The sequence below is a fragment of the Tomitella cavernea genome (genome assembly GCF_016599145.1).
GTDB classification, from domain to species: Bacteria; Actinomycetota; Actinomycetes; order Mycobacteriales; family Mycobacteriaceae; genus Tomitella; species Tomitella cavernae.
Map to the genome: position 1 here is coordinate 38,886 of NZ_JAENKO010000017.1, position 11,837 is coordinate 50,722.

General features: G+C 70.4%; 15 protein-coding genes. 7 read left to right on the forward strand and 8 right to left on the reverse strand.

From position 1 onward, the window contains the following. Nucleotides 1–63 precede the first annotated feature (63 nt). The 4 genes from JJ683_RS08115 to JJ683_RS08130 form a co-directional block, all read right to left on the reverse strand. Nucleotides 64–444 carry a cupin domain-containing protein gene (locus JJ683_RS08115; protein WP_200172925.1) on the reverse strand — a complete coding sequence of 127 codons (381 nt, stop codon included), beginning with the start codon at nucleotides 442–444 and terminating at the stop codon, nucleotides 64–66. Between the two features lie 89 nt (nucleotides 445–533). After that, nucleotides 534–1,175, reverse strand: coding sequence for a Maf family protein (locus JJ683_RS08120; RefSeq protein WP_372435268.1), 642 nt, complete (start codon nucleotides 1,173–1,175; stop codon nucleotides 534–536). Nucleotides 1,176–1,246: 71 nt separating this feature from the next. Further along, on the reverse strand, nucleotides 1,247–1,600 hold the full coding sequence (locus JJ683_RS08125) for an acyl-CoA carboxylase subunit epsilon (protein ID WP_307810764.1): 354 nt from the start codon (nucleotides 1,598–1,600) through the stop codon (nucleotides 1,247–1,249). Continuing rightward, nucleotides 1,597–3,249, reverse strand: coding sequence for an acyl-CoA carboxylase subunit beta (locus tag JJ683_RS08130; protein ID WP_200172929.1), 1,653 nt, complete (start codon nucleotides 3,247–3,249; stop codon nucleotides 1,597–1,599). The genes JJ683_RS08125 and JJ683_RS08130 overlap by 4 nt, the downstream gene beginning before the upstream one ends. A gap of 147 nt (nucleotides 3,250–3,396) precedes the next feature. On the opposite strand from JJ683_RS08130, the gene JJ683_RS08135 reads away from it, so the two are divergent. Together JJ683_RS08135 and JJ683_RS08140 are read left to right on the forward strand one after the other, a co-directional pair. Next, complete coding sequence (locus JJ683_RS08135; protein WP_200172931.1) at nucleotides 3,397–4,266, forward strand: biotin--[acetyl-CoA-carboxylase] ligase; 870 nt, start codon at nucleotides 3,397–3,399, stop codon at nucleotides 4,264–4,266. A gap of 23 nt (nucleotides 4,267–4,289) precedes the next feature. Next, nucleotides 4,290–4,769, forward strand: a complete 480-nt coding sequence (locus JJ683_RS08140; RefSeq protein ID WP_200172934.1) for a PH domain-containing protein — start codon at nucleotides 4,290–4,292, stop codon at nucleotides 4,767–4,769. A 60-nt stretch (nucleotides 4,770–4,829) separates the two neighbouring features. Here the strand turns inward: JJ683_RS08140 and JJ683_RS08145 are convergent, their stop codons facing one another. The 3 genes from JJ683_RS08145 to JJ683_RS08155 all read right to left on the reverse strand — a co-directional run bounded on the left by JJ683_RS08145 (nucleotide 4,830) and on the right by JJ683_RS08155 (nucleotide 6,285). Beyond that, nucleotides 4,830–5,396 (reverse strand): GtrA family protein, encoded by a 567-nt coding sequence (locus JJ683_RS08145; RefSeq protein WP_200172936.1) that lies wholly within the window; start codon nucleotides 5,394–5,396, stop codon nucleotides 4,830–4,832. Between the two features lie 93 nt (nucleotides 5,397–5,489). Continuing rightward, nucleotides 5,490–5,876, reverse strand: coding sequence for a hypothetical protein (locus JJ683_RS08150; protein WP_200172938.1), 387 nt, complete (start codon nucleotides 5,874–5,876; stop codon nucleotides 5,490–5,492). Between the two features lie 181 nt (nucleotides 5,877–6,057). Beyond that, nucleotides 6,058–6,285 carry a hypothetical protein gene (locus tag JJ683_RS08155; protein ID WP_200172940.1) on the reverse strand — a complete coding sequence of 76 codons (228 nt, stop codon included), beginning with the start codon at nucleotides 6,283–6,285 and terminating at the stop codon, nucleotides 6,058–6,060. 130 nt (nucleotides 6,286–6,415) lie between these two features. Here JJ683_RS08155 and JJ683_RS08160 point away from each other — a divergent pair, with 130 nt between their 5' ends. Further along, the gene (locus tag JJ683_RS08160; protein ID WP_200172943.1) at nucleotides 6,416–6,553 is read left to right on the forward strand and encodes a hypothetical protein; all 138 of its coding nucleotides are present in this window, start codon (nucleotides 6,416–6,418) and stop codon (nucleotides 6,551–6,553) included. Nucleotides 6,554–6,559: 6 nt separating this feature from the next. Here the strand turns inward: JJ683_RS08160 and JJ683_RS08165 are convergent, their stop codons facing one another. Further along, nucleotides 6,560–7,216 carry a hypothetical protein gene (locus tag JJ683_RS08165; protein WP_200172945.1) on the reverse strand — a complete coding sequence of 219 codons (657 nt, stop codon included), beginning with the start codon at nucleotides 7,214–7,216 and terminating at the stop codon, nucleotides 6,560–6,562. Between the two features lie 322 nt (nucleotides 7,217–7,538). Between JJ683_RS08165 and JJ683_RS08170 the strand changes: the two genes are divergently transcribed. From JJ683_RS08170 to JJ683_RS08185, 4 genes are all read left to right on the forward strand, one after another. Next, nucleotides 7,539–8,816 carry a DUF6578 domain-containing protein gene (locus JJ683_RS08170; RefSeq protein WP_200172947.1) on the forward strand — a complete coding sequence of 426 codons (1,278 nt, stop codon included), beginning with the start codon at nucleotides 7,539–7,541 and terminating at the stop codon, nucleotides 8,814–8,816. 128 nt (nucleotides 8,817–8,944) lie between these two features. After that, the gene (locus JJ683_RS08175; protein ID WP_307810766.1) at nucleotides 8,945–10,228 is read left to right on the forward strand and encodes a 5-(carboxyamino)imidazole ribonucleotide synthase; all 1,284 of its coding nucleotides are present in this window, start codon (nucleotides 8,945–8,947) and stop codon (nucleotides 10,226–10,228) included. After that, entirely contained in the window at nucleotides 10,221–10,769 is a 549-nt protein-coding gene (gene purE, locus JJ683_RS08180; protein ID WP_200172952.1) for a 5-(carboxyamino)imidazole ribonucleotide mutase, read from the forward strand. Before JJ683_RS08175 ends, purE begins: the two co-directional genes overlap by 8 nt. 65 nt (nucleotides 10,770–10,834) lie before the next feature. After that, nucleotides 10,835–11,527 (forward strand): TetR family transcriptional regulator, encoded by a 693-nt coding sequence (locus JJ683_RS08185; protein WP_200172966.1) that lies wholly within the window; start codon nucleotides 10,835–10,837, stop codon nucleotides 11,525–11,527. The last annotated feature ends 310 nt before the right edge of the window (nucleotides 11,528–11,837 follow it).

Sequence of the window (11,837 nt, forward strand, 5' to 3'; positions counted from 1 at the left end):
TCATCCATGCGCGGTTCTGCCGGACATGCCCGCGGCGCGCACACGCTTCGCCGCTTTCGCGGGCTACTCCTCGTCGCCGGTGGCGTCGGGATCGAGCATGGTCAGCAGCAGCGTCGCATCGGTGACGGCGCGCACCTCGTGCAGCAGCCGGGCCGACAAGTGCGCGATGTCGCCGGGATGCAGGTCCGCCGTGTGCCCGTCGGCGGTGAACGCGATGTGCCCGTCGATCGACTGCACGAGGATGGGGAAGGCCGCCTTGTGTTCGGCGAGGATCTGGCCGGCGGCGAACCGGAACACGATCACCCGGGCGCCGTCGGCGACCATGATCCTCTTGACGCCCGGACGCGTGGCGCGCGGCTCCACCGCGTCGATCAGGCCGTGATGCTCGGCCATGGTGAGGATCCTGGGCGCGTTGTCGGATCCGGTCGTCTGCTCGTCGGACATGGTTTCCTCTCAGCGCGGCGGTCGGACCCGATCTTCGCACGTCGAGGCTGCCTGTGCCGCCGTGCCCGGCCGGCGATCGGGCGCGGCGGTCAGCCGACGTTGCCCGACCACACCTGGGCGACGTCGAGGCCCACCTCGCGCAAGAGCGCGCGGACCAGCGGCAATCCGATGCCGATGACGCTGGACGGGTCGCCTTCGAGCCCATCGACGAACCAGCCGCCGAGACCGTCGAGCGTGAAGGCACCGGCGACCTCGAGCGGCTCGCGGGAGGCCAGATACGCCTCGAGTTCCGGCGGTGAGGGGGTGCCGAATCGCACGGTGGTCGAGCAGACCCCTTCCGCTTCGGCGACGACGCGACCGTCTGCGATGCGCAGCACGGCGTGCCCGGTGAGCAGGTCGCCGCTGCGCCCAGCCATCGTGGTCCAGCGTGCGCGAGCGGCCTCCACAGTATGCGGCTTGCCCTGCAGGCGGCCGTCGATGTGCAGCATCGAATCGCATCCGACGACTACGGCGTCCTCTGGCATGCCGGGACCGTGCGGATGCGTGGAGAGACCGCCGGCCACGTCGACGGCCTTGGCGCGGGCGAGCGCCGCGACCACCTCGGTGGGCCCTGTGCCCGGGGGAAGCGCCGCGGCGACAGCGTCCTCGTCGACGGACGAGACGCGCACCGACGGCTCCACCCCCGCGGCGCGCAGCACCGACAACCGGGCGGGTGACGCCGAGGCGAGGATGAACCGGACGGGCACGACGGCGCCGCCCGGGCCGGGATCACCCGGGCGGGCGGCGACGGAAGAGGCCATGCTCAGCGGCCGCCGAATCTCCCGGACTGGTAAGCCCGCGGCGAGAACATGCGCGGAATGCCGTCGAGCGCGTCGTCGTGGTCGCCCCACATGTCGCGTGGGCCCGCATCCTCGGGCCCGGCGCCGCCGCTACCGGAGGCCCCTGCGATGACAGCGACCAGCGCCGCGAGCTCCTCGGGCGAAGGGTTGCCCTTGGCGACCCGGAGCAACACTGGTGCGGCGTCACCTGCGCCGCCGCCTGTCAGGGCCGCGGCCTCGTCGATCACGCTCTGCGCTTCGGTACTCACGGTCTTCGTATCCACCATAGATTCGGTATCCACCACCGCTCCGGCCTTCGCCACCGTTCCGATACTCACAGCGGAATGTTCCCATGCTTCTTGGGCGGCAGGCTGACCGACTTGCGTTCGAGCAGCCGCAGCGACTTGGCGATGTAGGCGCGGGTGTGCGAGGGCGGGATGACCGCGTCCAGGTAGCCGCGCTCGGCGGCGACGTACGGATTGACCAGCGTGTCCTCGTACTCCTGCTGGAGGTCCAGGCGCGCCGCGTCGACGTCCTTGCCCTCGGACTCGGCGGCCTTGAGCTCCTTGCGGTAGACGAAGCCCACCGCACCCGATGCGCCCATGACGGCGATCTGGGCCGTCGGCCAGGCGATGTTGACGTCGGCGCCCATGTGCTTGGACCCCATCACGTCGTAGGCGCCGCCGTAGGCCTTGCGGGTGATGACCGTGATCTTGCCGACGGTCGCCTCCCCGTAGGCAAACAACAGCTTGGCGCCGCGCCGGATGATGCCGCCGTACTCCTGCTCGGTTCCCGGCAGGAAGCCGGGGACGTCCACGAGCGTGACGATGGGGATGTTGAAGGCGTCGCACGTGCGCACGAAGCGGGCGGCCTTCTCGGATGCGTCGATGTCGAGCGTGCCGGCGAACTGGGTGGGCTGGTTGGCGACGATGCCGACGGAACGGCCGTCGATGCGTGCGAAGCCCACGACGATGTTGGTGGCGCGACCGGCCTGGACCTCGAGGAACTCCTCGTCGTCGACCAGTCGCTCGATGACTCCGTGCATGTCGTAGGGCTGGTTGGGCGAGTCGGGGATGATCGTGTCGAGCTCGAGGTCGGTGGCCGTGACCGACTCCTCGATGGAGGTCTCCACGGGGTTGGGGGCCGGGTAGCGCGGCGGCTCGGAGCGGTTGTTGTCGGGCAGGTAGCCCACCAGCTCCTTGACGTATTCCAGCGCGTCCTGCTCGTCGGGCGCCACATAGTGCGCCACGCCCGAGGTGGCCATGTGGGTGTTCGCGCCGCCGAGCTCGTCCATGGTGACGTCCTCGCCGGTGACGGTTTTGATGACGTCCGGACCGGTGACGAACATCTGGCTGGTCTTGTCGACCATGACGATGAAGTCGGTGAGTGCCGGCGAGTACACGTGCCCGCCCGCGTTGGGCCCCATGATCAGCGAGATCTGCGGGATGACGCCGGAAGCCTGCACGTTGCGGTAGAAGATCTCCCCGTACAGGCCCAGGGAGACCACGCCCTCCTGGATGCGGGCGCCGGCACCCTCGTTGATGCCGATCAGCGGACGGCCCGTCTTGAGCGCCAGGTCCATCACCTTGACGATCTTCTCGCCGTAGACCTCGCCGAGGCTGCCGCCGAAAACGGTGACGTCCTGGCTGAAGATGCACACCTCACGGCCGTCGATCGTGCCGTAGCCGGTGACGACGCCGTCGCCGGTGGGGCGGTTGGCGTCCAGGCCGAAGTTCGTCGAGCGGTGCCGGGCCAGCGCGTCGATCTCCACGAACGAACCGTCGTCCAGCAGTTCCTGGATGCGTTCGCGGGCGGTGAGCTTGCCCTTCGCATGCTGCTTTTCGATGGCGGCCGCGCCGACCGGCTGCTGAGCCTCCGCGAGCCGATTGCGCAGGTCCGCGAGTTTGCCCGCGGTCGTGTGGATGTCGATGGCGGCCGGGTCCTGTGGGGCCGCGGCGCCCGTCGTCGAGTCTGTCGCACTGGTCATGTTCTGCATGGTAGCGATGCGCGCCACACGTGATCGTCCCGAGGTCCGGCTACCGGCCGGTAGCGGGTGTGCGGCTGCGCACAGTGTCGCGTACGGCGCGGTGCGGGGGCGTCGCCGAGCGGAACAGTGCGGAATAGTGTGGACCCCATGTACGGGGATCTGGGACGGCCGCCGCTGGACGAGCGCGGTCTGCGCCGCAGCCTGACAGGCGCGGCGGACGCGCCGTGGTCGGGGCTCGAGGTGGTCGGGGAGACAGGGTCGACCAACGCGGACCTGCTCGAGCGTATCGCGCGGGACCGGCGCCCCGAATCGCTGGACCGGACGGTGCTGCTGGCCGAACAGCAGGTGGCCGGCCGCGGGCGGCGCAGTCGGTCGTTCGAGTGCGCGCCGCAGTCGCAGGTGCTCATGTCGTCGGTGCTGCGCCTGCCGGGCGTGCCGCCGGATCGGCTGGGCTGGCTGCCGCTGCTCACCGGCGTCGCCGTGGTGGACGCGCTCCGCGAGGTCGCGGAGGTCGACGCGCTGCTCAAATGGCCCAACGACGTCCTCGTCGACGGACGGAAAGTGGCCGGAATCCTCGCCGAGGTTTCGGGGCCCGCCGCGCGGCCGGGGGCGCCGTATGTCCCGATGATCGTCGTCGGGGTGGGTCTCAACGTCGCGCAGTCGGCTGGCGAGCTTCCGGTGCCCACCGCAACGTCGCTGGCGGTGGAGGGCGCCGCGTGTCTGGACCGCAATACGCTCGTGCGGGCGATGCTGCGGAACCTGGCTTCGAGAACCCATCGGTGGCAGGGGATGCGCGGCGAATCCCCGGAACTCGCCGCCGACTACCTGCGCTATTGCAGCACTGTGGGCCGCGAGGTGCGGGCGCTGCTGCCCGGCGGCGACGCGCACGTGGGCCGTGCGACCGGCATCGACGAGCGAGGATGCCTGCTCATCGACGCAGGGCCGGGCGGGTGCGTGGCGGTGGCGGCGGGGGACGTCGAGCATGTGCGTCCGGCCGCCGCACCGGGCGCGGGCTGACCGCGATGGCGATGGCCTACCCCGTGAGCGCCCTGGAACAAGGCGAGACTGTGCTGTGGCACCGCCACCCGCATTGGAAGTCCGTCCTGCCGGCGGCGTTTCTGCTGCCGGTGCTGACGGGCGTCGCGGGCATCTGCGGCGGACTGATCGAGCGGCACGCGGGCCCCGGCCTCACCACGGTGCTCTACGGGGTGCTTGCGGCGGCGTGGTGCGGTGCCGTGTGGTGGCGGTGCGTGCTGCCCTGGCTGCAATGGCGGTCGACGCACTTCGTCGTCACCGACCGACGCGTGATGGTCCGCCAGGGGGTGTTCTCCCGTTCCGGATTCGAGCTTGAACTGGACCGTGTCAGCGACGTCCGCTACCGGCGGTCGTTCTCGGAGCGGCTGATGGGGGCCGGAACGCTGGTGCTGCGGTCGTCGTCCGCGGAGCCGCTGGAGTTCGCGGGTATGCCCGGCGCGCGCAGGGTGCAACGGCTCATCCGTGAGGAGGCCGGCTGGAGCTGACAGGACGGGCGGCAGCCCCGCGCGGCGTGACGCGGCGCGGTGCGAGCGGCGGCTCCGCCGTCAGCGGCGCGGCGTCAGCCGCGGTTCGGGAAGGTCCGGCGGGCCGGATCCTGGGCTTTTGGACACGTCGACCTCGGTAGTCCCGTCCTCGTGCGGGAACACCCAACGCCGCATGGCCCAGAACCGGAAGGCCATCTGCAGCAGGTTGCCGATGACGTACGCGCTGACGAAGTCCGCTATGTTCTCGACCGTCAGCGAATAGCGCTCGGCGTTCAGGTGCAGCCCGTAGCGGGATGCCCACAGCGGGAGGAAGCTCAGCACCACGCCGATGCCGCTGACGACGAAGAACAACACCGCTTCGGAGCTGATGTGCCGGCCGCCGCGGGAGCGGAACGACCATTGCCGGTTGAGGTAGTACGACAGGACCATGGCCAGCACGCCGGAGACGACTTTGGCGGTGAGCGGCTTGGGCTCGAGGATCGTGAGCTTGAGGCAGTAGAAGATGGCCAGGTCGACGACGAAGGTGGTGCCGCCGACGATGGCGAACTTGATGAACTCGGCGTGGCGCAGCGCAAGATCCCGGAACGGCTGCGGGATCATCCCCATCACGGTGTCGACATAGGCCACGATGCCACAGTCTAGATTCCGCACGGCTCAGCGTGTGCGCTGCGGCGCAGGCCGGGCGTCGAGTGTGTGCGGGATCTCGCCCGCAGGACCCCTCTATTGCGGCGCGGAACCGTCGATGAGTGCGGCTGCGTCGGCGAGGCCGAGACCGCGGTGCTGTTCGCGGAGCGCCCTGATCGCCGCGATCCGATCCGGTTGCGCTGCGACGGCTGCGGCGACGTCGGCGGCCGGCACGTCTCCCGGGGCGACGGCCTGTTGTCGTGGCTTGCGGCCGCGGTGGCGGATCCGGCTCGCACACGTCCACACCAGGGTGGTGATGACGAAGACCCACACGAGGAAGACGAACCAGTGCCAGGGCGTCGGGTCGTCGATGAGGTCGCGGACGTAGTCGGGGCCACCACCGAGAGCGAGCAACGGCAGCAGGACGAACGGCCCCCACGTCTCCATCGCGGCTTCCGCCCGCCGCCAATTCACCCGCCGCATGGGGGCGAGTCAAGCACACGAGCACGCTGATGGGGCGGGGCGATGGTGGCCGTAGTGCGGTGATGCAGTGGTTGACTGGCCGCGGCGCACCGTACGCAGCTACGCGTGCGGTGCGCCGCCGGTGGAGCGCTACCGCAAGTAGTCGGCGTGGCGGGCCCCTGCAGACGGAGCGGTGATGCGGCTAGGAGGGGGCGAAGCCGCCGAGGTCGAAGCTGATGAACGCCGCGGCGAGCAGTCCGCCGAGAACCGTCGCGGTGATCGCGTAGCCGACGGCGGCATGCCTGGATTTGCGGAACACGGCCATCACCAGTGCCGGCGTGAGCAGCAAAGCGAAGCAGAGGGCCCACGTCCACCAGTACGACGCGGCGATCTCCGCAGTGCTTCCGGGGGTGGGGCTGATTGGTGGCACGTTCAGGGCCTTCTGGATCCTGAATGTTGCTGGGACAAAGATGAATACGGCGATGACGCTCGCCGCAACGACCCCCCACCCAGCGCTCCAACGCGGCGGGTGGCGGGTGGGGGGTGCAGTTGCGGAAGGCATGGCTCCAGGGTGGCACGCACAACTCGGCGAGCACGAGCCGTCGCTTGCCACGTCGGTGAAGCTGTCAGCGGCGCTCGGTGTCGATTTCACCCTCGAGATCAACCCGGCCGGGGTGCATCTGCGCGAGAGCGCATGAGGCGTTCTAGCAGGGCCGGCGGTGTTCGCGTACGAGTTCTGGATAGTTGGCGCGGAGGTACCAGTCCGACAGCGTCGCGCAGGTGTCGGCGGCGTAAGGCCAGATGGACCGGTCGCCAGGTATTCCGGCGGCGGCGTCTGCGACGGTGACGGTGCCGTGCGCGTGCCTGCGGAGCACTGCGGCGGGGTCGTTCCAGTCGATTTCCGTCACTGTCGGGTCGAGAGGACTGTGGCGGTCAATGATCTGCGCGTCGGCCGCCTCCGTGCGTTCACCGAGGACAGTTGCAATGCGGCTGTCCTCGTCGATTTCGACAGCGGTGTCGAGTATTGCTGCAAGCCAGGGGTGCGGGGCGGTTTCCGAAGCGACGAGGATCGCCAGGAGTGGTATCGCGTCGGCCTCGTCCCGCCCATCGGCGGTGCCGATAACCACGGCTACATCGTCGTCGACGACAGCGAGAGGGTTCACGCTCAGGCCATGGTGTGTGTGGCGGAGTCGTGGGAGCGGGTGCGGCCCGTCGGAGCTTTCCGCTAAGAGGAGTTGTTCGAGGAGAGCCCCGGTGGTCCGGCGTGCGATCGACCAGCGGTCGCCCTCCGCGATAGCGGTAAGGAGCTGCTCGACGAACGCGCATGCAAATCGGCGTCTCGGGTCCCAGTTTCGGGTCATCATCTGATCTTGGCGCATGTGAGCCGGCGGCGGCGAGGTGTGAGCCGGCGGCGGCGAGGCCGGCGGTGGAGTTCGCTTGCGGATCCGTGCCCACCACACGCAGGCGTACGCCGACGGCGCTTGCTGCCGAGGCGATGCCGAGGGGCATGGCGGTTTTGCCGACCTCACCCTGATGGTTCTGGTGCATGTGGACGTGCTGGCGTTCGTCGCCGCGGTGCGAACAGCCATCGGGGCTATGAGAATCGTGGTAGCTTGCGGTGCAAGGTAGCCTCGCGCCCGATGGCTTCGCCCATCGGATCGTCGAGTGCGCGGGGTTTTCACGATGACTGCCGAAACGGCTGATCGCACTATCACCGTGTTCGTTCCGGGGTGGGTTTTCGATGACGGCGGGCTCGCGCCGCCTGCTCGCAGTGACGTCATCGACGTCGAGTTGACCTTCCATCCCGACGGACGGGCGCCGTCGCCATGCGGGCAGACCGTGCGTGCCACCGCGCGGCCGATCTTCGGGCACGCCCCTTCCGTCGGGCCGGACGGCCCACTGCGCTGGCCGCTCGAGCTGCTCGGCGACGGGTGGTCCGCCGAGTGGTTGTCCGATCAGCCCCTGGCGGGACGGGTCGCGCTCGCCGGGATGCTCGTCGCGGGAACCGGCTGGACCCCTTCCGGCAATCCCGCACGGGTTCGCGGCCGGGTCCGTCGGGTCCGTCTCGTCGAGCAACGCTTCGAGCACGTTGAACGAGGGATACGTGCCGTGGACGGCACCGAGCGGCTGACCGAGGTCGAGTCCACCCCGCGCCGGCACTGGTCGGACCCGGGCATCGCAGAGGACGGCTTCCGGGCGACGGGCGTGCTGGTCGACCTGGACGTCCACGACGTGCCGGCGGCGAAGCCGGAGTTCGTCGCCGGCGCAGTCTCCGTCGACGGTCCCGACGTGTGGGTGATGGACCGGTCGGATCCGGTACTTCTGCACATCGACACGAGGTCGACGCCGCCGCGAGTGGTCGAGTACTTGTTGCCACTGACCATCGAGCCGCCGGTGGACCAGTGGACCCGCAGGGTCCACGCCGACCGTGGCGGGTGCTGGATCACCTCCCGCCACGAGGTGTTCCGGTGCGATCGCGACGACGACGGGACGCTGACCGTGGAGCGCGTCTGCGCGGAGGGCGGAGGCACCGTCCTCGTCGACGGGCGACTGTTCCTGGTCGGCTGTATGCATCCGAACCTGGGCCACGACTCTCGATACGGAGCCGTGCGCATCGAGGGCGACGCCCACAGGCTGCGGGTGCTCGACGAGCAACGCGCATTCGTCCCCGTCGACGATCCGGCCACCATCGCTCACGTCACGGCGAAGCTGCATCGCGCCGACAGCGCGCGGGGTGCCGACGGCACGGAGTGGGTCGCCGTCGGCGCGCTCACCGCGGTGGTTCCCGACGGCACGCGTCGGCGCATCGACCTCGAGCCGCACACCCGTGGCGCAGTGCGCTGGATCCGGCCGGACCCGCTGGCCGACCCGGCGAACGCGGACATCGTCGCGAGGGTCTCGTTTCCGCCGATGCGCACCGGAACGGAGACCCCTGCAACGCGGCGAGCTCCGGAGCGCTGAGCTGCGTGCACAGATGTCCGGGGCGCGTCCGCGCGCAGGCCGCTTGCGTGACACCATGGACAGCCGTGACCGACGAACCGCTTTCTGCCCCCGCCGACGACGACAGTGCCGCGCACGGTGACGCGCGCATCCGCGGCGGCGCGCGGGAATCCGCCCCTCCCGGCCGCGGCGCGGAGGCCGCGGCGGCGGGCGTGATGCCGCTGGTGGCGATGATCGGCGGCGGGCAGCTGGCGCGGATGACGCAGCAGGCGGCCATCGCGATGGGACAGAACCTGCGGGTGCTCGCGGGCGCGCCGGACGAGTCCGCGGCGCAGGTTTCCGCGGACGTCGCCCTCGGCAGCCACACGGACCTCGAGGCGCTGCGCCGCGCCGCGGACGGTGCGTCCGTGGTCACCTTCGACCACGAGCACGTGCCGCCGGAACATCTGCATGCGCTGGTCGCCGAGGGCGTGACGGTGCTGCCGCCGCCGGAGGCGCTCGTGCATGCCCAGGACAAGCTGCTGATGCGGAGCCGGCTGCGCGAGCTCGGCGCCCCGGTGCCGGACTTCGCGCCGGTGGAGGACACCGCCGACGTGGCCGGGTTCGCCCAGCGTCACTCGTGGCCGGTGGTGGTCAAAGCGACCCGCGGCGGCTACGACGGCAAGGGCGTGTGGGTGCTGCATTCGGAGGACGAGGCGGCCGAGGTGGTGGCCGCGCAGCGCGCCGCGGGGACGGTGCTCATGGTCGAGGAGGCCGTGCCGTGGCGCCGCGAGCTGTCCGCGATGGTGGCGCGGTCGCCGTTCGGCCAGGGCGCGGCCTGGCCCGTCGCCGAGACGGTGCAGCGCGACGGCGTGCTCGCCCTCGCGCTGGCTCCGGCGCCCGGTATCTCCACCGACCTTGCATCTCGTGCACAGCAGTTGGCGCTGCGGCTGGCCGACGAGTTGGGCGTGGTCGGCTCCATGGCCGTGGAGCTGTTCGAGCTCGACGGGCCGGACGGCACCCCGCAGATCCAGGTCAACGAGCTGGCCATGCGCCCGCACAACTCGGGCCACTGGACGCAGGACGGCGCCGTCACCTCCCAGTTCGAACAGCACCTGCGCGCGGTGCTCGACTACCCGCTCGGCGACCCGTCGCCCACGGCGCCGCTCACGGTGACGGCGAACGTGCTCGGCGCCGCGCAGGCGCCGGAGATGTCGATGGACGAACGGCTGCATCACCTGTTCGCGCGGATGCCCGAGGCGAAGGTGCACCTGTACGGCAAGGGGGAGCGCCCGGGCCGCAAGCTGGGGCACATCAACATCACCGGTGCCTTCCCCGGATCGCCCGACGACACGGCCTACACGGCGGACGTGCGTGAAAGGGCGGAGCGCGCGGCACACTGGATGTCGCACGCGGAATGGACCGACGGATGGGACGGGCACGCGGATGACTGACCGACAGCCGGAGCAGACGCCGGGATCGGCGGGCGCGGGCGCGGGCGCCGCGCGCGTCGGGTTGATCATGGGCAGCGATTCCGACTGGCCGACGATGGAGGCCGCCGCGCTGGCGCTGGCGGAGTTCGACGTGCCGTTCGAGGTAGGCGTCGTCTCGGCGCACCGCACACCGCAGAAGATGCTGGACTACGCCCGTTCGGCCCATGCCCGGGGGGTGCGTGTCGTCATCGCGGGCGCCGGCGGTGCCGCGCACCTGCCGGGCATGGTGGCCTCGGCCACGCCGCTGCCGGTGATCGGCGTGCCGGTACCGCTCAAGCACCTCGACGGAATGGATTCGCTGCTGTCGATCGTGCAGATGCCGGCGGGCGTGCCGGTGGCGACGGTGTCCATCGGCGGCGCGCGCAACGCGGGTCTGCTCGCCGTCCGCATGCTCGCCACGTCCGACGCCGCGCTGCGCGAGCGGATGGTGGAGTTCCAGGCGGGCCTCGAGCGCATGGTGGCGGATAAGGACGCCGCGTTGCGCGCGAAGTTGATGGGCTGACACCGGTGCCGCCCGGTGGGCCCGAGTCGCCGACTCCGGCGCGGCCGGATGCGCGGCTGCGGGTGATGGACGCCGCGATCCGGCTCTTCGCCGAATCCGGGTTCGAATCCACCACCGTCGACGAGATCGCGGCGGACGCAGGGATTTCGCGCCGCACGTTCTTCCGCCAGTTCCATTCCAAGGAGGACGTGGTCTTCGCCGACCACCGCGCGCTGCTCGCGCAGGCGGCGGAGTTCCTCGAGCGGTCGCGGCACAGCCCGGGCGCGGACCCGTGGGAGTCGGTGTGCGACGCGGCGGAATTGGTTTTCCGCAGGTTCGAGGAGAACCGGGCTCTGTCTGCGCGGCGCTACCGGGTCGTCAATGCGGTGGCGGCGCTGCGCGAGCGGGAGATCGTCACCGTGCACAGCTACGAGCGGCTGTTCACCGACCACCTCGGCGCGGTGGTCCCGTCGGCGTCCCCGCTGGTGATCGTGCCGTTCGCGGCGGCGGTGACCGCAGGCCACAACTATCTGCTGCGCGAGATGCTGCGCGGCAACCCGGACGCCACGCTGCCACGGCTGCGATCCGAGTTGGCGCTGATCCGCCGCCGGATGCACGGCGACGCGCCGTCCGGCCAAAGCGGCGGCCGTGCGTCTGCCGGCCGCCGGGTGGTGGTGGTCGTCGCCGACTCGGCCGCGGGCGATGACGAGATCGCCGACGCGGTCCGCTCCGAGCTGGCGCACGCCGACGCCGCCGATTCCGCCGACAGGCATCATTGACTATGGCACTGAGTGTCATCCTTCCGACCGGCCGCCTTCGTCGGCGGGGCGGGAAGGCTTGACGTGCGGGTGGATGGCGGGAGTACCATTACAGTGACGGATGTCTAGGCGCTGTTGGCGTCGATGACGAGGATGCGGGCATCCGTGGGGGCGCGATGAATGGCACTGAGTGTCAGAGGCTGAGTGTCAGAGGCTGAGTGTCAGAGGCTGAGTGTCAGAGGCTGAGTGTCAGAGGCTGAGTGTCAGAGGCTGAGTGTCAGAGGCTGAGTGTCAGAGGCTGAGTGTCAGAGGCTGAGTGTCAGAGGCTGAG

Excerpts from the sequence above, each read along its gene's own strand:
- purE (WP_200172952.1), top strand. The coding sequence starts at position 10,221 with ATGACTGACCGACAGCCGGAGCAGACGCCGGGATCGGCGGGCGCGGGC.
- JJ683_RS08150 (WP_200172938.1), bottom strand. The coding sequence starts at position 5,876 with ATGCGGCGGGTGAATTGGCGGCGGGCGGAAGCCGCGATGGAGACGTGG.
- JJ683_RS08160 (WP_200172943.1), top strand. The coding sequence starts at position 6,416 with ATGGCTCCAGGGTGGCACGCACAACTCGGCGAGCACGAGCCGTCGCTT.
- JJ683_RS08165 (WP_200172945.1), bottom strand. The coding sequence starts at position 7,216 with ATGACCCGAAACTGGGACCCGAGACGCCGATTTGCATGCGCGTTCGTC.
- JJ683_RS08115 (WP_200172925.1), bottom strand. The coding sequence starts at position 444 with ATGTCCGACGAGCAGACGACCGGATCCGACAACGCGCCCAGGATCCTC.
- JJ683_RS08185 (WP_200172966.1), top strand. The coding sequence starts at position 10,835 with ATGGACGCCGCGATCCGGCTCTTCGCCGAATCCGGGTTCGAATCCACC.
- JJ683_RS08135 (WP_200172931.1), top strand. The coding sequence starts at position 3,397 with ATGTACGGGGATCTGGGACGGCCGCCGCTGGACGAGCGCGGTCTGCGC.
- JJ683_RS08130 (WP_200172929.1), bottom strand. The coding sequence starts at position 3,249 with ATGACCAGTGCGACAGACTCGACGACGGGCGCCGCGGCCCCACAGGAC.
- JJ683_RS08170 (WP_200172947.1), top strand. The coding sequence starts at position 7,539 with ATGACTGCCGAAACGGCTGATCGCACTATCACCGTGTTCGTTCCGGGG.